We start from the raw sequence: 17,453 nt of genomic DNA, 5'->3' as shown, positions 1-17,453 counted from the left end.
CGTCCAAGGGCGTGCGGCGGGCACACCAAAGTATGACCCGCCCGCCGGCGGCCCGTGGCGACACGGGCGCCAAGACAGCGGTGCCTGTCCGGAACCGGTCGATCAACGTCTGCGCTGTATCTGATTTGGATGGTGGGCGCACAAGGACTCGAACCTTGGACCCGCTGATTAAGAGTCAGCTGCTCTACCAACTGAGCTATGCGCCCATCCGTGCGGGCCGCCGAAGAGGCTGCGGTTCCGCGAAAGAGGCGGCCTTATAGCGGGTGGATTCCGGTTTGTCGAGAGCGTCGGCAGGGTATTTTGACCGGTATTTTGCCGCGGGCCGTCCTATCCTGCACGCCGACCGGGCCTTCCGGGCGTGGGAACAGCCGGGGCCTCTCGCCGCCGCCGCCCGTCGTGCTAAGACGGGGCCGCAACCAAACACCGGAGGAATGCGCGATGAGTGTGGCCGATCTGGCGCCCGAGACCCTGACCCTGGAGATGGTCGACGAGCATGTGCTGCTGGTCACCCTCGACCGGCCGGACGTGCGCAACGCGCTCAACACCCAGATGGGCTTCGACCTGCGCGACCTCTGGGTCGAGCTGTACCGCGACGCCGGCGAGGTGCGCTGTGTCGTGCTGACCGGGCGCGGGGACAAGGCGTTCTGCGCCGGCGGCGATCTGAAGGAGCGCAACGGCATGACCGATGCCGAGTGGCGCCGCCAGCACGCCCTGTTCGAGCAGATGGTGAAGGCGCAGCTCGACTGCCCGGTGCCGATCGTCGCCGCGGTCAACGGCGCCGCCTTCGCCGGTGGGCTCGAGATCGTGCTGGGCTGCGACTTCGCCTATGCCGCCCCGACCGCGCGCTTCGCCCTGACCGAGGTGACCCTGGGCATCATCCCGGGAGCGGCCGGTACCCAGAACCTGCCGCGCGCCGTCGGCCTGCGCCGGGCCAAGGAGATCATCCTCACCGGCCGGCCGTTCACGGCGGAGGATGCGCTGGCCTGGGGCGCGGTCAACCGGATCTGCGCCGACGGCACCCTGCTGGACGAGGCGCTCGACACCGCCCGGGCGATCGCCGGCAACGCGCCGATCTCGGTGCGCCAGGCGAAAAAGTCGATCAACGCCTCGGAGATGATGGACCTGAAGAACGGCTACGATTTCGAGATCGAAGCCTATAACCGCACGGTGCCGACCGAGGATCGGCTGGAGGGCGTGCGCGCCTTCAACGAGAAGCGCAAGCCCGTCTACAAGGGGCGCTGACCGGACATGCGGGGGGCGGTGACCGACGGACGGGCGGCGACCTGGATCGCCGCGCTCCTGCTGCTGGCCTTCCCGACGGTGGGCCTGCTGGCCAAGCACGGCATGAGCACGCTCGGCATCGCGCTTGCGGTGCTGCTGGCCGGCCTGATGCTGCTCGACCGGCGGGTGCCGTGGCCGGGCTGGACGCTGGTGGTGCCGGTCGGGCTGCTGCTGGCGGTGCAGGCGCTCGACCTTCTGCTCGCGCCGGACTGTCCGCCCTGTGCGGCGCGCTGGCCCCAGGCGGCCGGGGCCGTCGTGCTGCTGCTGCCGCTGGCCGCCGGCGGGGTCATCGCCGGCACCAAGCTGGACCGGCCGCTGGTGCGCCGTGCGCTGGTGGCGGGCGTGCTGCTCGGCGCAGTTGTGGCGATCGTCGAGCTTGGCCTGGATGCGCCGATCTACCGCCTGCTCGACGGCCGCGACCCGGGCGAGGCGGTGTCGCTGTCCCGCTACAACCGCGGCATCGTCGCCCTGGTGCTGCTGGCGCTGGTGGCGGGCGGGGTGCTGTGGGGCCAGGGACGCCGGCTGCCGGCATTCGGCCTGCTGGCGGTCATGGGCGTGGTGTCGATGCTCGGCATCTCGCTGATTGCCCATCTCTGCCTGCTGCTCGGCCTCGTCACCCTGATCGCCGGTGCGGTGGTCGAACGGCTGGTCCGCGTGGCCATGGTCGTGGTGGTGGCGGTGCAGATGCTGACGGCGCCCTGGGCGGCGAACGCGGTCTATGAGTGGGTGGTGGCCGACAATGTCGAGATCGGCGACATGGCGATCCGGCACAGGCTGGAGCTGTGGGACCACGGCGGCGCGCTGGCGCGGGAGCGGCCCTGGACCGGCTGGGGGATCGACGCGTTCGACCACCGGCCGATCGATCCGCAGCGGCTCGCCCGGGCCGAGCGGATGAACAAGCCGGAGCCGCATCCGCACAATGCGGGGCTGCAGCTCTGGGTCGAGACCGGGATCGTCGGCGTGCTGCTGGGGATCGCGTTCCTGGCGGCGGCGGCCTGGCGGATCGGGAGGATGCCGCGGGCGGTGCGGCCCTGGGCGACGGCGGTGCTGGCGGTGGGGGTCCTGCCGGGACTGGTGTCCTTCGGGCTCTGGCAGACGACCTACTTGGCGATGGCGGCGGTGGCGGCCTTCGCCGTGGGGCTGCTGCGGGAGGAGGGGGAGGAGTAGTGCTGCTCCCTTCCTCGTCTTCCCGGACTTGATCCGGGACCCAGCCATCGGCGTGCTGGAACGCAGGAGAGGGCTTTCCGGCGCTCCAGCACCCTTACCTTTGGGCCCCGGCGCGGGGCCGGGGAGACGCGTATAGTGGGGTGTCTCCCTTACCCCGTCGCCTTGTCCACCGCGTCCCAGAGCGCGCGGTAGGCGCAGGCCACCGTCGTGCGCGGGGCGAAGGCGGTCAGCGGTTCGCGTTCGATGCCCATGCGCTCCACCGCGCTGGCATAGGGGATGTTCACCCCCAGCACGTTCCTGTGCGCCTTGGGGAAGCTCTCCAGGATCTCCCGGTGCAGGGCCTTGCGGCGATCCACCATGGAGAAGAATGGCAGCAGTTTCAGGTCCTTGATCTTCTGCTCCGCCTTGAACGCCTCGAGCTGGTCGTAGGTGCGCAGGGACAGGGTGGTCGGGATCAGCGGGATGACCAGCGCGTCGGCCGCCTCGAACACCGCCTCCGACACCAGCGACACGCTGGGCGGGCAGTCCAGCAGGATGATGTCGTAGTCGCTGCCCAGCGGCTTCAGCAGCTTGCGCAGGCGGCGGGTCGACTTCTTCTCCGCCTCCAGCAGCAGGTCGAGGTTGCGGAACCGGAAATCGGCCGGGATCAGGTCCAGGTTCTCGTGGTCGGTCGCCTTGATCATGTCGTCCAGGTCGCGCTTGCCGCTCACCAGACCCTTGCCGCCGCCCTTCACCTTGGTCTTGACCCGGAAGTAGAAGCTGGCCGCGCCCTGGGGGTCGAGGTCGATGACCAGCACCCGGTGGCCGCGCTGGGCCGCCACATGGGCCAGGTTCACCGCCGCCGCCGTCTTGCCCACCCCACCTTTGATGTTGTAGCTCGCCAGGATCCGCATCAGTCCTCCTTCGCGCCTCGTTTCTTGGGCTGGCCGCCGACGGCCCGGGCGGTATGGGTGTCGAAGATTGCACGGAACAGGGCCTGCGTCTCCCGGGAGGCGAAAGACTTGAACGCGGCGGCAAACTCCGCGCGCGCTGCGCGCCGGTCGCGGTCCAGTTCCTCGCTCCAGGCGCCCAGCGCCATCAGCGTTTCCGACGACACGCCTTTTCGACCGGCAAGTTCCCGGCCGTACCGGTGCAGTGCGGCCACCTGCACCTCGCGGTCCTGCACCCGGCCGAGCACCTCCTGCAGGCCCTTCAGGGCCTTGATCGCCGGTTTGGTCCTGTCGCGCGGCAGGACCTCGGCGAGGAATTCGGTGACATAGCGCTGCTTCTTCAGGCGCTTGCGCAGGTCGTGCAGCCGCTCCGCCTCGCTGTCCGGCCCGATGCGGCGCCCCTCGCGCAGGGCCTTGCGCAGGATCTTGCGGCCCCGGCCGGCGACGATCTCCGCGAAGGGTGCGCGCAGCGGTTCGGTCGCGGTCCAGTTCGCGCTGGACGGGCTCAGGCTGTCCCGCCAGTGCGCCACGAGAGTCTGGAACCGGGCGCCCGAAAGCTGTAGGGCGAGATCGCGATGGGACGCGGTCTTCAGGGCTTCCAGGTGGCGTTCCAGCGGAGCCAGGGCCTCGGCATCGGCGCTCTGGGCGCGCCGCGCGGCCAGGTCCAAGAGCTGGACGTCGAGATCGCGCTGCGGGCTGGTGACCCGGCCGAGCCAGCGGAACCCCTCCACCGCCTCCGCCCGTCCCTCGAGCGCGATGGCGGGGGAGAGCTGGGAGAGGGCCGAGCGGGTGCGGCGGACGGCGACCCGGAACTGGTGCAGATAGTCCGGATGCCGGTCGGCCAGGACCCCGGGCAGACGGTCCTCGATCACGTCGAGCTGGGCCGACAGGATCTCGCGCATCACCGGCCCGGCGGGATCGTCCGGGCGCAGCTCCGTGCCCGCCCGGCCTTGCACCGGACGCAAGGCCGACAGCAGGCGGGAGAGGGCCGGTGCCGACGCCTGCGGCCAGCCGAGATCGTCCTTGATCCGCTCCCGGATCCGTGCCGCATCGGACGCGTAGCCCTTGAGGGCGATGATCGAGACGTCGGTCGCCGTGGCACCGGCGCGGTCCTGCACATGGGTCAGGCGCATCCGGCAGCGGATCTTGCCTTCGTCGTCGCGCAAGGCGAAGGCGGTCTCGGTCACGTTAAATGCGGCGGTCTCGGTCAGTGCCCGGCCCCGGGTCAGATCCTCCAGCAGGCTGCGCAGCGGCCCCTTGGGCAGGTCGCTGTCGAAGGTCTGGGCCGTCGGCGTCACCCGCTCGCTCGCTTCGGCGGTGCCGTCGGGTCCCGACAGGGTCCAGGTCTCGTCGTCGGGCTCTGCCGCCACCGAGGTCAGGTGATATCCCTGGCCGGTGAGCCGTCGGTCGACACTGTCGCGCAGGGTGACTGTCCGGGACAGGGCCGTCGGGGGATCGCCGACCAGGGCGCCGCGCACACGTTCGGCCGTGACCAGCAGGCTGTCCGCCGTGGCCGGCCAGTCCTCCGGCGGGATGTAGGAGACGACCATGCGGGACATCAGAGTCCGGCCAGACGGCTGGGCTGCGGCGGCGGGTCCATGTGGCGGAGGACGGCCCACATCCGCCGAACCAGCCAGGCAAGGGGCGTCGGCGTCGGCTCCGCCGCCCGCGGCGCCAGCCAGCGCAGTTCCTGCTCGAGCCGCCGGGCCTGGGTCGGCGCGGTCAGCCGGGTCGCCAGAATTTTGGCGATGAGTGCGCGCTGCCGCAGGAGATCGGCCCGCTGATGAGGATCGGAATGACGCCCGCCCAAACCCTGTTCGAGTTCCGCCAGGCGTCGCTCCAGCTCGCGCAGGGGCATCAGCCGGCGCGCGGCATGCGGGTTGGCGATCACCAGCCGGAGCGGCGGATACGGGATCGTCTGTTGGCGGCAAGCGGTCATGTTCTCCTCCAACCGCCGGTTTAAGCGCACAAAGTGCGCATTTCAAGATCGATTTGCGCACGGCGTGCGCTTTGTTGCGGATTTTGTATAACTATTTGAAATGAAACGATAATATTTGTCTTTCCGGAATTTCTCCGTAGAATGCCGGCGCGGTTGTCGGAGGTTGGCGGGGGCCGATCTTGATGAATCACGTGCTTGGCCTGGTCCGGGTTCTGCTGTGGCCCGGGCTGTTCGGACTCTGCCTTGTTCCGGTCTGGCTCGGCCTGGCGGCCGACTCTCCGGCCTTGGCCTTCAACGCCACCTATCTCGCCCTGGCCGTCGCCCTGGCGGTGCTGGAGCGCCTGCTGCCCTACGAACGGCAGTGGCTCGAGCCGGACGGCCAGATCCTGCCCGACCTGCTGCATACGGTTCTGACCAAGGGGTTCGTGCAGGTCGTTGTCCTCATGACGGCGGTGATCGGGTTCGCCGATCTGGTGGCGACCGAGGGCGGGGCGTGGTGGCCGCGCGCCTGGCCGATTGCCGTGCAGGTGGGGATCGGCCTGGTCGTTGTCGAGTTCGGCCTGTACTGGGCGCACCGGCTGTCCCACGAATGGCCGTTCCTATGGCTCTTCCATGCGGTGCACCATTCGGTGGAGCGGCTGTGGTTCTTCAATACCGGCCGGTTCCACCTGGTGGACACGGTGGTCAGCCTCGCCTTCGGGCAGGTGCTTCTGCTGCTCGCCGGGGCGCCGGGCGACGTGGTGATCTGGACCGGGGCGATCACCGCCTTCATCGGCATCCTGACCCACTGCAACGTGGACATGCGGACGGGCTGGCTCGACTACGTGTTCAACACGCCGCGCCTGCACCGCTGGCATCACAGCCGTGATCCGGTGGAGGGGAACAGCAATTACGGCGAGAACCTGATGCTGTTCGACCTTCTGTTCGGCACGTATCTGCGCCCGTCGCGCCGGCCGCCGGCGAATATCGGGATCGACGAGCCGATGCCGGCCGACTTCCTCGGCCAACTCGCCCAGCCCTTTCGGAGATCTGCGGAACCTTGATCAGGTCTTCTGGCCGCGCTGGCGCATCTCCTGCTGGCGCATGGGCATGGCGTCGATCGTCTTGAACAGGTCCTCGGCCTTGACCGCCTCGTCGCGGCGCAGCTTCTGCTCCCCGTCCTTGCCGATCAGCAGCACGGTGAACTCGACGATCGTGGTGTCGAACTGCTTGCGCAGGTTCTTCGCGTTCATCTCTATGGCGAGCTTGCCGTCGACGAAGACCGAGTCCTGGACCACCTCGATGACGGTGACCTCCCGTTCCTTCAGCCCGGCCGCCGCCTCCTTGAGGCGCTGACGCTGCACCACCAGGTTCGGGTGCGGCTTCACCGGGGCGAAGACCAGCAGCAGGCGCCGCTTCCAACGGTACTTGTCGAGGGGGGCCGCTTGGGCCGGTCCGGCCGCCAAGGCCATCAGTCCGGCCCCCGCCAGCGTCAAAATCTTCCTCCGGTTCATCGCCCATTCCCTTTGCCGTGTGCCGGTGCTGATATGGCCGCAAAGCCGATATCGTCCAGGTCTGTTGTCCGCGGTTCGGTGCCGGTATTGAGCCAAAAAACCCGGGGGAGAACAACGATGGCAGCCTACAAGCCGTTTCAGGAGGTCCGGCGGATCGCCGTTCTGGGCACTGGAACCATCGGCGCGAGCTGGACCGCCTATTTCCTGGCGCGCGGCTATGACGTGACCGCCTGGGACCCGGCCGAGGGCTGGAAGGAGCGGTTGCAGGCCTTCGTCGACAACGCCCGCCCGCAGCTCCAGGCCATCGGCACGGCGGTCGGTCCGGAAGGTACGCTGACCATGGTCGACGACCCGGCGACCGCGGTCGCGGACTCCGACTTCGTGCAGGAGAACGCGCCGGAGCGCGCGCCGATCAAGCTGGACCTCTATCGCCGGATCGACAATGCCGTCCCGGCCCACACGGTGGTGGCGACCTCCACGTCCGGGTTGATCCTCTCCGACCTGCAGGACGGCATCGGCTTCGCCGAGCGGCTGGTGGTCGGCCATCCGTTCAACCCGCCGCACCTGATCCCGCTGGTGGAGGTGGTGCTGGGCAAGGCGACCGACCGGGCGGCGGCGGAATGGGCGCACGGCTTCTACGGCCATATCGGCAAGCACGCGATCTACGTGAACAAGGAAGTGCCGGGCCACCTGGCCAACCGGCTGCAGGCAGCCCTGTGGCGCGAAGCGGTGAACGCGGTCGCCGACGGGCTGGCCAGCGTGGAGGACGTCAACGCCGCCATCGCCCAGGGGCCGGGCCTGCGCCTCGCCCTGATGGGCCCGCACATGGTCTTCAACCTGACCGGCGGCAAAGGCGGCTACGCGGCCATGCTGGAGCAGTTCGGCCCGCCCATCGAGGGCTGGTGGCAGGACATGCAGAAGACGCCCACCCTCACGCCGGACCTGAAAGCCAAGCTCATCGAGGGCATCAGGGACGAGATGGGCGACCGCACGATCGATGACCTGGAGGCCCAGCGCGACAAACGGCTGATCGCGCTGCTGAAGATGTTGAAGGAGACTGCCGCGTGACCACGCCTGCTGCCAACAAGACCACGCCTCCCAAGCGCATCATCGTCGTCGGCGCCGGCATCGTCGGCGTCTCCACCGGATTGATCCTCCAGCGCGAGGGGCATTCGGTCACGCTGGTCGACCCGGCGGCCCCCGGCACCGGCACCTCCTTCGGCAATGCCGGGTCCATCGCCATCGGCAGCGTCTATCCCACGGGCAGTCCCGGCAACTGGAAGCAGGTGCCGAAGATGCTGCTGAACCCGGCCTCGCCGCTGAACATCCGGCCGTCCTACCTCCCGAAGATGCTGCCCTGGCTGCTGCAGTTCCTGGCCGCCAGCACGCCGAAGCGGGTGGAGGAGATCTCCCATCACCTCCGCGCCCTGTCCAAAGACGGGCTGACCGCCCACAAGAAGCTGATCGCCCTGTCCGGCGCTCACGACATCGTGCGGCCGGTCGGCTGGATGAAGGTCTATTCCAGCCAGCAGAGCTACGACCGCACCAAGGACGAGCGCGAGACGATGCTCCGGCGCGGGGTGAAGTTCGACGAGCTGAACGCCGACGAGATCCGCCAGCTCGAGCCAGGGCTGAACCGCAAGTTCACCCATGGCTACAACCAGCCGGAAAACGCCTTCGTCAGCCAGTCGATCAAGCTGACCGAAGCCTATTTCGCCAAGTTCAGGGAGCTCGGCGGCACCTGGGTGTCGGAGAAGGTGCGCCGCTTCGTGACCGGGCCGGGCGGGGTGGAGAAGGTGGTCACCGACCGGGCGATGTATCCCTGCGACGCGGTGGTGATCGCTGCCGGGGCGCGCAGCCATGAACTCTGCGCCATGCTCGGCCGCAAGGTGCCGCTGGATACCGAGCGCGGCTATCACCTGAACCTGAACGTCACCGAGGGGCCGGAGCTGCGCCGGCCGACGGTGATCGGCGACTACGGCTTCGTCCTCGCCCCGATGCAGGATGGCTTGCGGCTGACCACGGGGGCGGAGTTCGCCGGTGTCGACGCGCCGCCGGACTTCCGTCGGGTCTACCGCATGCTGCCCTATGCCGAGGAGGCGCTGCCGGGCCTCAAGTATGAGGTGACGCGCGAGTGGCTCGGCTTTCGCCCCTCGACCCCGGACAGCGTGCCGGTGATCGGCCGCTCGCCGGACCAGGCCAACGTCTATTACGGCTTCGGCCACAGCCATATCGGGCTGACGCTCGCGGCGCGCACGGGCGAGCTGATCGCCGACCAGATCGCCGGCCGCGACCCCGGCATCGACATGGCGCCGTACCGGATCGAGCGGTTCTGAGCGGTGATCCATCCCAACTCGTGCACTCCCCGGCCTTGTGCCGGGGCCCACGTCTGGACCAGACCGTCAGGCAACCGTGGGACTGACCCGTGGGTCCCGGCACAAGGCCGGGAAGTGGTGAAATGGGGGCAACCAACGTCCCCGTCACAATCCCCGGTTGCCCTACTCACTTCCCCGTCTTCCCGGCCTTGCGCCGGGACCCAGACAGCCGTTTGCCGGGGCGGCGGGTGCGCTCTTCAAGCGTTCCAGCAGCCCCTATCCTCGGTCCCGGCGCGAGGCCGGGAAAATGGGAGAGGGGCGTTTGAGAAACCTCACCCCAGCCGGGCGAAGGTTTCCAATTCCTCGATCATCCGGGTGATCGCCGCTTTCGTCCCGGCGAAGCGTTCGCTGCGGGTGATTGCGGCCTCGTCCATGTAGATGCCCCGGTTGACCTCGATCTGCAGCGACTCCCGGCGCTTGGACGGGTCGGAGTAGCGTCGGATCAGTTCCACGCCCTTGAACTTGTCGTTCACCCCGACCGAATAGCCGGACGCCCGCAGGCTCTCCACCACAAGTTCGGTGAACCGGGCGCCGGCGGTGGTGCCGTCGCGGGTACCGACGATGAAGTCGGCCCGGCGCTGGCCCTCGTCGCCCCAGCGGGCGTCGCCCCATTCCGGCATGGAGTGGCAGTCCACATGATAGACCCGGCCGAACCGCGCGTAGGTCTCGTCCAGCGCCTGCTGCAGGGCGGCGTGGTACGGCCGCCAGTAGGTGTCGATCCGGGTGCGCACCAGGGAGGCCGGCAGCTTGTCGCCATAGATCGCGGTCTCGCCGTCTATGACCTTCCAGATCAGCGAGGCGCCGCGCTTGGTCTTCTCGGTGACGTCGACCGGGTGCGGCCAGTCGCCCTCGACCATCGACAGGTCGAGATCGGCGGTGTCCCGGTTCGGGTCGATATACGCGCGGCGGAACAGCGCCTCGATCAGGATCGCCCCGTGCTTCGTGCAGGCGCCGAACAGCTCCTCCACGAACCAGTCGGCGACCCGCTCGCACGTATCCAGCGGGATGGTCGGCTTGAAATCGGCGGGAAAGAGAAGGCCGGTATGGGGGCTGTCGAACACCAGCGGGGCCGGCTCGCCGGTCGGGTCGGTGCGCCGGACCACGCCCGGGATCTCTGTGTTCGCCATCGCCGCTCTCCGCCGGATCATTCTGGGAGCCGTTTGTAGCCCGCCGCGCCGAGCGCCGACAACCCGGCTCGCGGCGCCCTGTTCCCTCTTTACGTGTCAGGAGAAGCGCTGCAGCCCCTCCAGGGTCTGGCGGATGACCTGCCGGCCGCGCCACAGCACCATTTCCTTCCAGGCGTCGGTCGCCGGGTAGTACTGGGTGCGGATCTCCATCTTGATCTCGCGGGTCTTCGGATCGGTCCAGTCGACCGTCCCCTGGTTGTGCAGCCAGTGGTCGGCCCGCAGCGCCTTGCGGCCTCGCTCGGTGCTGTAGGTGCCGAACTCCAGCGCGACATAGGTGTAGCGGTCGCCCAGGCGCGGGGCCCAGAACTCGCGCTGGGTCCCGTGCAGCGGGATCGAGAAGGACTGGCCCTCCGCCGGCAGGCCGGTGGAATCGCCATACATGGACAGCACCCGTTCCAACCCGACCGTGCCGCGCTTGTGGCCGCAGATCGGCTCGCCATAGCCGTGCGGGCCGAGGCCGGTATGGACGTCGACGACGCTGACCACGGCACGATCGGCCAGGCGGTAGTCGTCGAAGATCTTGGCCAGGGTGCGGCGCGACCAGGTCTCCTCGAAGCCGCCGAAGAAGACGGAATGGGCGTGTTTGTACTGGCCGGCCTTGCGCGCCGACTGGAAGGCGAGTTCGCCGTGCTCCTTGCGCCAGGCCGCCAGCTTCTCCTCGTCGGCGGCAAGGGTCGCGGCGTCGAGCGAGGCCGGGACGAAGGCGTCCACCAGCTCGTCATGGCCCGGGTTCTCGGGGACCGGCTTGGTGAAGTCGATGAAGTTGCGGTTGAGATCGCAGCCCTCCTCGGTCACCCGGCGCCACCAGGCGAAGCCGTGGCAGTTCAGTGCGTGCACCAGCAGGACCGCCACACCCTCGGGCAACCGGCCGGGGCCGTCATCGGTCAGCCAGTCGACCTGGATGCCGCTGCCGCAGAAGCCTTCCACGCCATGGGTGGCGCTGACCACGACCAGGACCTTGGCCGCGTCCTCGGGGCCGATCCAGGCGGTCTCGCAGGCGAGGTCCTCGCCGGTCGGACCCTGGTTCGGGTTGGCGTAGACGCGCGGGGCGGTTCCGGTGGCGGCGAGGGCGGCGAGAAACTTCTCGCGGGCCTCGACATAGGTCTCGGCGAAGCTGCCGGCGACGGAGGTAAGCAGATCCATGGCGAATGCGGTTAGCACCGCGGGCGAGCGGCGGCAATCCTCGGAGTGCGGGCGGGGACCAACCTTGCCTCTCCCGTCCTCCCGGCCTTGTGTCGGGACCCAGCCATGCGCGTGGTGGAGCGCCAGCGAAATATGCCCGACGCTCCAGCACGCTCAACCCTTGGTCCCGGCGCGAGGCCGGGAAGACGAAATGGGTATTCAGCACACTTTTACTCAACCTCGTCTTCCCGGGCTTGACCCGGGACCCAGCCGACCGCGTGCCGGAGCGCCGCAGAACATGCCCAACAGTCCATCGCGCGCCACCCTAGGTCCCGGCACAAGGCTGGGAAGACGAAGGGGGTATGAGCATGACCTTTCCCAAAACACCGTCTTCCCGGGCTTGATCCGGGACCCAGCCGACCGCGTGCCGGAGCGCCGCAGAAAATGCCCAACAGTCCATCGCGCGTTGCTCTAGGTCCCGGCGCAAGGCCGGGAAGACGAAGGAGGTATGTGCATGACCTTTCCCCAACACCGTCTTCCCGGGCTTGACCCGGGACCCAGCCGACCGCGCGCCGGAGCGCCGCAGAAAATGCCCAACAGTCCATCGCGCGCCACCCTAGGTCCCGGCACAAGGCCGGGAAGACGGAGGAGAGGAGGGCTGTGAGATGGCCGGCGTCCCATGACATTTCCGCGACACCCAGCACCCCCAGTTGCGCGCGCGCCCGCCCCTCGGCATGGTTTCGCCCCGTCCTCCAGATCCGGCCCGGTCGATGAGCCTGCGTCCCAATGTTCTGCTGATCACGCTGGACCAGTTCCGGGGCGACTGCCTGTCCGCGCTCGGCCATCCCAACGTCCGCACGCCACACCTGGATGCGCTCGCCGCCGACGGGGTGCTGTTCACCGACCACTGGGCCCAATGCGCGCCCTGCTCGCCCGGTCGGGCCTCGCTGCTCACCGGCCTGTACCAGATGAACCACCGGGTGCTGCGCAACGGCACGCCGCTGGACCGCCGCCACCCGACCCTCGCCACCGAGGCGCGCAAGATCGGCTACGACCCGATGCTGTTCGGCTATACCGACCAGACCGCCGATCCGCGCACGATCTCGCCCTCCAGCCCGCGCATGCGCACCTATGAGGGCTTCGCCCCCGACTTCGCCGTGCACACGCCGCTGGGCGAGGACGGGGCGCTGTGGCGGCAGTGGCTGGCGGAACGTGGCATCGACCTGGGCGACGAGCCGAAGCGGATCTGGCGGCCGAACGGCGGTGACCGGCATCCGACCGGCGCCCATGCGGAGCCGCCGGCCTTCGGGGCGGAGGAGACGGAGACCGCGTTTCTCACCGGCCGGGTCATCGACCACCTGCGGGAGCGGGACGGGGGAGCCGAGTCCGACGGGAACCCCTGGTTCCTGCATGTCAGCCACCTGCGTCCGCACCCGCCCTTCGTGGTGCCGGCCCCCTACAACACGATGGTCGCGCCCGCCGACGCTGCGCTGCCGGTGCGGGCGGCGAGCCGGGAGGTCCAGGCGGCGATGCATCCCTATCTGCGCTACGCGCTCGACCGCACCGCCCTGTCCAGCTTCGTCTACGAGGCGCCGGGCATGGTGGCTGACCTGGACGACGAGGCGGTACGTACCATCCGCGCCGTCTATTACGGCATGATCGCCGAGGTGGACGCCGAGGTCGGCCGGCTGATGGCCTTCCTGAAGGAACGCGGTGCTTATGACGACACGATGATCGTGGTCACCAGCGACCATGGCGAGCTGCTCGGCGACCATTACCTGTTCGGCAAGCTCGGCTGGTTCGACGGCGCCTACCGCATCCCGCTGATCGTCAAGCCGGCGGGCTCGCCGGTCTTCGGACGGGTCGACGTGATCACCGAGGCGGTGGACGTGGCCCCGACCATCCTGCAGGCCATCGGCGTCGCCCGGCCGCCGGCGATGAACGGCCGTTCCCTGCTGCCCTTCCTGCACGGCGAGGTGCCGGTGACCTGGCGCAACGCCGCCCATTGGGAGTTCGACTTCCGCGAAACCGCCAGCGGCGAGGCGGAACGGGCGCTGGGCCTGCCGCTCGACGCCTGCCAGCTCACCACGCTCCGCGACGACCGCTACAAGTACGTCCATTTCTCCGGTCTGCCGCCGCTGCTCTTCGACCTCGGCCGCGACCCGCACGAACTCGACAACCGGGCCGACGACGAGGACTACAGGGATATCCGCGCGCTCTATGCCGAGCGTATGCTGTCCTGGCGGGCGGTCCATCAGGACCGCACCCTGACCGGCTGGGACCTGACGGCGCCCAGCGGGCCGCTGCACCGCTCCCCCGACCGGGGCCAGTGGTAAACCGAGACTGACAGGAGGCAGACGTGGCCGAGGACCAGATCTGGGTCGATCCGGACATGAGGCGGGCCATCGCCCGCGCCCAGGAGATCGTCGTCGAGTACGGGCTGGAGACCGACCGCTCGAAGCTGACGCCGGAGCAGGCCCGCCGGCGCTCGGAGCTGGACCGCAAGTGGTGGAACGAGGTCCGACCGGAGGTGGCGAAGATCGTCAACACGTCGGTTCCGGGCCCGACCGGCGACATTCCGGTCCGCCTGCTGTATCCGACCGACGAGAAGGATCTGCCGGTCATCGTCTATCTGCATGGCGGCGGCTGGGTCGTCGGCTCGCTGGAGACCCATGCGGCAGGCATGCACCAGCTCGCCCTGGAGTCCGGATGCGTGGTCGCCGCCGTGGACTACAGCCTCGCCCCGGAGAACAAGTTCCCGGCGGCGATCGAGGAGACGGTCGCGGTGGTCGATTTCATCACCGCTTCGGGCGCGCAGTGGTCGGTCGATCCCACCCGCATCGCCCTCTCGGGCGACAGCGCTGGCGGCAATCTTGCGGCCGGGGCTGAGGTGGCCCTGCGCCAGCGCGGGACCTCGCCGGTGAAGGCGCTCGGCCTGATCTATGGCGTGTTCGGCGACGATTTCGAGACCGACAGCTACCGCCTCTTCGGCGGCGGCAACTGGTTTCTCAGCGCCGCCGACATGAAGAACTACTACGGCCATTACTTGAACGGCCCGGCGGATCACGACGATCCGCGCGCGGTCCCGATGAAGGCGGACGTGACCGGCTTCCCGCCCTGCTTCCTGCATTCCGCCGGGGTCGACGTGCTGCGCGACGACAGCCGCCGGTTCTACGAGAAGCTCAAGGCGGCGGGCGTGACCGTCCAGCACACCGAGCATGCCGGCATCATCCACGGCTGCATGACGCAGATCCGGATGGTGGGGAAGGCACGACAACTGATTGCCGGGCTGGGCAGGGAACTGGCCGGCGCCCTGGGAGGAAAGTGATCATGACTGACGTAGTTCTCTGTTCCGTCGACGCGCGCGGGGTGGCGACGGTCACCCTGAACCGGCCGGAGCGGAACAACGCCTATAACGGCGAGGTCATCAAAGCGCTGATCGACGGCTTGGAGAGCCTCGCCGCCGATCCGGCCGTTCGGGTGGTGGTGATCCGCGGCAATGGCAGGCATTTCCAGGCCGGGGCGGACCTGTCCTGGCTGAAGGAGATGGGCCAGCTCAGCCCGCTGGAGAACATCGAGGTCTCGCGCCGCACCGCCAGCGCGATCCAGGGCCTGACCGAGTTCCCGAAACCGACCATCGCCCTGATCCATGGCGGCTGCTTCGGCGGCGGCACGGGGATCGCGGCGGCGGCCGATATCGTGATCGCCAGCGAGGACGCGATCTTCGCCATCACCGAGGCGCGCTGGGGCGTGATGGCCGGGATCATCGTGCCGCACCTGAACGCCGCGATCGGCGTGCGCAACGTGCGGCGCTATGCGCTGACCTGCGAGCGGTTCGGCGCCCAGGTGGCCAAGGAGATGGGCCTGGTGCACCAGGTCTGCGCCGAGGGCGCCCTGGACGAGGCGGTCGCGCCGGTGATCGACGACCTGCTGATGGCGGCGCCGGAGGCGCTGGCCCAGACCAAGCGCCGGGCGCTGGTGGAGGCGGGACTGGACCTGACGGGGGAGCACTTCACCGAGCTGGTGGAGGAACATGCCCTCAAGCGCCAGAGCGACGAGGCGGCGGAGGGGCTGGCGAGTTTCCTCGAGAAGCGCCCGCCGAGCTGGTATCCGGGGGATGCGGGGTAACTTTTTCCAATATTGTTTTCCCGGGCCCGCCCCGGGACCCAGACATCCGCAAGCTGGAGCGTTGACAGAAAATCGATGACGCTCCTGCAAGCGTTTGTCTGGGCCCCGGCGCGAGGCCGGGGAGACGGTTGAGTATTGTTGGCGGCTACCCCGCCCGCTTCGCGTTCGGCAGGCTCCAGGCGATCAGGTTCGTCACCAGCATGCTCGCCGCCAGCACGTAGAACGTCACGACCAGCCCATAGGCGTCGGCCACGATGCCGCCGACCACCGGGGCCAGGATCGACAGGCCCGTCTGCGCGCCGAACATCAGGCTGGTGGCCGAGCCGCCGAGATGCGACGGGGTGAGGTCCATCATCCAGGAATGCACCACCGGCCGGATCGCGTAGAGCGCGAACCCGAGCACCGACACGCCGGCGATGAAGGACAGCTCGTTGCCCAGCAGCGTCAGCGCGGCGATGGCCAGGGTCGACACGCCGAGCCCGGCCAGCACCACCTGCCGACGACCCACCCGGTCGGACAGACGGCCGGCGATCGGCGTGGCGATCAGCCCGCCCACCTGCAGGGCCGCCAGCGCGATGCCCATCATCAGCGGCGAGACCTTCATCTCGTGGGCGAGGTAGAGCGGCAGGAAGACCAGCAGCCCGTTCTGGGTCATCGCCCGGAAGGCAGACATCAGGCACAGGCCGAGCACTGCCCGGTCCTTCACCACCGCGGCGATGCCGGAGAGGTATTGGCCGAAATCGATACCCTTGCCGGCGTCGCCATGGGTGGAGGCCGGCGCTCGGCCGAGGCACATCGCCAGGATGGCCGCCACCGCCAGGACCGGCAGGGAGGAATACAGCGCCACACCCTCCCAGGTGAGCGCGGCCAGCATGGCGCCGGCGGCAAGCGGCGCCACCGCGTCGCCCAACCCCGCACCGAGCGCGTGCACCGACAGGGCCCAGCCGCGCTGGACCGGGAAGCGGGCGGAGAGGTAGCTGATCGCCGGCGGGTGCCAGAGATTGTTCGACGCCCCGATCACCGCGACCAGCAGGGCCACCGCCAGAAGCCCGCCGGCCAGGCCCAGTGCCGCCAGGGCGAAGGCGCCGAGCAGCAGGGACAGGACCTGGAGCGCCACCCGCCGGCCGGTCACGTCGGTCAGCGGCCCGGAGCTGAAATTGGCGACGAAGGCGCTGACATGCAGCACCGAGACCAGCAAGCCGGTGGCGGCATAGTCGAGGCCGAGCGCGGTCGAGAGGCTCGGCAGCAGCAGGTAGAAGGTGGCGGCCACCCAGTGCGTCGCCCCATGGCCGAGGCCGACGATGGCGATGGGGGTGTTGTCGCGGGCACTGAGCCCGGTGAGGCGTTCGGCGAGGGACACGGTGCGGGACGGTGTTGCTTGGCGGGGGAGGATCCTACCACGGGCCGGGGCGCGTGCTAGCAGGCGTTCGTGGCTCCGGTTCCGCCAACACGGCTCCGATCCCATTCTTTCACTCCCCCGATCCTTTCTTTCACTCCCCGGCCTTGTGCCGGGACCTACCCTTCGGCTGCTCCTGAGCGGGATAGGTTCGCCTCCCGTGTAAGCGTGGGCCCCGGCACAAGGCCGGGGAGTGAAGGAGGAGGAGAATCTGCTTCCATCTTCCTCCCCTGCCATCCTCCCCTGCCATCCTCCCCTGCCATCCTCCCCGATCGTCTTCCCGGGCCTGACTCGGGACCTAGACATCCACCCGCTGGAGCGGTGGAGAAATGTCCCAAGCGTTCTAGCAAGCGTTCCCCTGGGCCCCGGCACATCGCCGGGAGACGATGAGGGTTAGAGGAGGCAGAACCCATAACGGCACCCCCATTCCCGGGCG

At 69.0% G+C, this 17,453-nt stretch carries 15 protein-coding genes and 1 tRNA gene; 8 read left to right on the top strand and 8 right to left on the bottom strand.

Going from position 1 to position 17,453, the window contains the following annotated elements:
- Positions 1 to 130 precede the first annotated feature (130 nt).
- Positions 131 to 206 (bottom strand) — tRNA-Lys (locus tag ACOQOP_RS13485).
- Positions 207 to 438: 232 nt separating this feature from the next.
- Between ACOQOP_RS13485 and ACOQOP_RS13480 the strand changes: the two genes are divergently transcribed.
- Positions 439 to 1,242 (top strand): enoyl-CoA hydratase-related protein, encoded by an 804-nt coding sequence (locus tag ACOQOP_RS13480; protein WP_420562320.1) that lies wholly within the window; start codon positions 439 to 441, stop codon positions 1,240 to 1,242.
- A gap of 18 nt (positions 1,243 to 1,260) precedes the next feature.
- Positions 1,261 to 2,448 (top strand): O-antigen ligase family protein, encoded by a 1,188-nt coding sequence (locus ACOQOP_RS13475; protein ID WP_420562319.1) that lies wholly within the window; start codon positions 1,261 to 1,263, stop codon positions 2,446 to 2,448.
- A 149-nt stretch (positions 2,449 to 2,597) separates the two neighbouring features.
- Here the strand turns inward: ACOQOP_RS13475 and ACOQOP_RS13470 are convergent, their stop codons facing one another.
- The 3 genes from ACOQOP_RS13470 to ACOQOP_RS13460 are packed head-to-tail and all read right to left on the bottom strand — an operon-like array spanning position 2,598 to position 5,316.
- The gene (locus ACOQOP_RS13470; protein ID WP_420562318.1) at positions 2,598 to 3,341 is read right to left on the bottom strand and encodes a ParA family protein; all 744 of its coding nucleotides are present in this window, start codon (positions 3,339 to 3,341) and stop codon (positions 2,598 to 2,600) included.
- Entirely contained in the window at positions 3,341 to 4,936 is a 1,596-nt protein-coding gene (locus ACOQOP_RS13465; RefSeq protein WP_420562317.1) for a CHAD domain-containing protein, read from the bottom strand. Before ACOQOP_RS13465 ends, ACOQOP_RS13470 begins: the two co-directional genes overlap by 1 nt.
- Positions 4,936 to 5,316, bottom strand: coding sequence for a hypothetical protein (locus ACOQOP_RS13460; protein WP_420562316.1), 381 nt, complete (start codon positions 5,314 to 5,316; stop codon positions 4,936 to 4,938). The genes ACOQOP_RS13465 and ACOQOP_RS13460 overlap by 1 nt, the downstream gene beginning before the upstream one ends.
- 182 nt (positions 5,317 to 5,498) lie before the next feature.
- On the opposite strand from ACOQOP_RS13460, the gene ACOQOP_RS13455 reads away from it, so the two are divergent.
- Positions 5,499 to 6,359: a sterol desaturase family protein gene (locus ACOQOP_RS13455; RefSeq protein WP_420562315.1), complete on the top strand. Its 861-nt coding sequence runs from the start codon at positions 5,499 to 5,501 to the stop codon at positions 6,357 to 6,359.
- On the opposite strand, the gene ACOQOP_RS13450 is transcribed toward ACOQOP_RS13455, so the two are convergent.
- Positions 6,360 to 6,809 carry a DUF4174 domain-containing protein gene (locus ACOQOP_RS13450; RefSeq protein WP_420562314.1) on the bottom strand — a complete coding sequence of 150 codons (450 nt, stop codon included), beginning with the start codon at positions 6,807 to 6,809 and terminating at the stop codon, positions 6,360 to 6,362.
- Positions 6,810 to 6,926: 117 nt separating this feature from the next.
- On the opposite strand from ACOQOP_RS13450, the gene ACOQOP_RS13445 reads away from it, so the two are divergent.
- Together ACOQOP_RS13445 and ACOQOP_RS13440 are read left to right on the top strand one after the other, a co-directional pair.
- Positions 6,927 to 7,877, top strand: coding sequence for a 3-hydroxyacyl-CoA dehydrogenase NAD-binding domain-containing protein (locus ACOQOP_RS13445; protein WP_420562313.1), 951 nt, complete (start codon positions 6,927 to 6,929; stop codon positions 7,875 to 7,877).
- Positions 7,874 to 9,145, top strand: coding sequence for an NAD(P)/FAD-dependent oxidoreductase (locus tag ACOQOP_RS13440; protein WP_420562312.1), 1,272 nt, complete (start codon positions 7,874 to 7,876; stop codon positions 9,143 to 9,145). The genes ACOQOP_RS13445 and ACOQOP_RS13440 overlap by 4 nt, the downstream gene beginning before the upstream one ends.
- 311 nt (positions 9,146 to 9,456) lie before the next feature.
- Here ACOQOP_RS13440 and ACOQOP_RS13435 read toward each other — a convergent pair whose 3' ends face one another.
- Both ACOQOP_RS13435 and ACOQOP_RS13430 read right to left on the bottom strand, forming a co-directional pair.
- The gene (locus ACOQOP_RS13435) at positions 9,457 to 10,311 is read right to left on the bottom strand and encodes an N-formylglutamate amidohydrolase (RefSeq protein ID WP_420562311.1); all 855 of its coding nucleotides are present in this window, start codon (positions 10,309 to 10,311) and stop codon (positions 9,457 to 9,459) included.
- A 96-nt stretch (positions 10,312 to 10,407) separates the two neighbouring features.
- Entirely contained in the window at positions 10,408 to 11,514 is a 1,107-nt protein-coding gene (locus tag ACOQOP_RS13430) for a DUF2817 domain-containing protein (RefSeq protein ID WP_420562310.1), read from the bottom strand.
- A gap of 749 nt (positions 11,515 to 12,263) precedes the next feature.
- Here ACOQOP_RS13430 and ACOQOP_RS13425 point away from each other — a divergent pair.
- From ACOQOP_RS13425 to ACOQOP_RS13415, 3 genes are read left to right on the top strand one after another with little or no spacing between them, the layout of a single operon-like run.
- Positions 12,264 to 13,829: an alkaline phosphatase family protein gene (locus ACOQOP_RS13425; RefSeq protein WP_420562309.1), complete on the top strand. Its 1,566-nt coding sequence runs from the start codon at positions 12,264 to 12,266 to the stop codon at positions 13,827 to 13,829.
- A 23-nt stretch (positions 13,830 to 13,852) separates the two neighbouring features.
- Entirely contained in the window at positions 13,853 to 14,821 is a 969-nt protein-coding gene (locus ACOQOP_RS13420; protein WP_420562308.1) for an alpha/beta hydrolase fold domain-containing protein, read from the top strand.
- A 2-nt stretch (positions 14,822 to 14,823) separates the two neighbouring features.
- Positions 14,824 to 15,621, top strand: coding sequence for an enoyl-CoA hydratase-related protein (locus ACOQOP_RS13415; RefSeq protein ID WP_420562307.1), 798 nt, complete (start codon positions 14,824 to 14,826; stop codon positions 15,619 to 15,621).
- A 145-nt stretch (positions 15,622 to 15,766) separates the two neighbouring features.
- Here ACOQOP_RS13415 and ACOQOP_RS13410 read toward each other — a convergent pair whose 3' ends face one another.
- Complete coding sequence (locus tag ACOQOP_RS13410; protein WP_420562306.1) at positions 15,767 to 16,981, bottom strand: MFS transporter; 1,215 nt, start codon at positions 16,979 to 16,981, stop codon at positions 15,767 to 15,769.
- Between the last annotated feature and the right edge of the window lie 472 nt (positions 16,982 to 17,453).

It is taken from the genome of Thalassobaculum sp., assembly GCF_965223715.1.
Taxonomy (GTDB): Bacteria; Pseudomonadota; Alphaproteobacteria; order Thalassobaculales; family Thalassobaculaceae; genus Thalassobaculum.
This window is presented reverse-complemented; position numbering and strand designations above follow the sequence as displayed.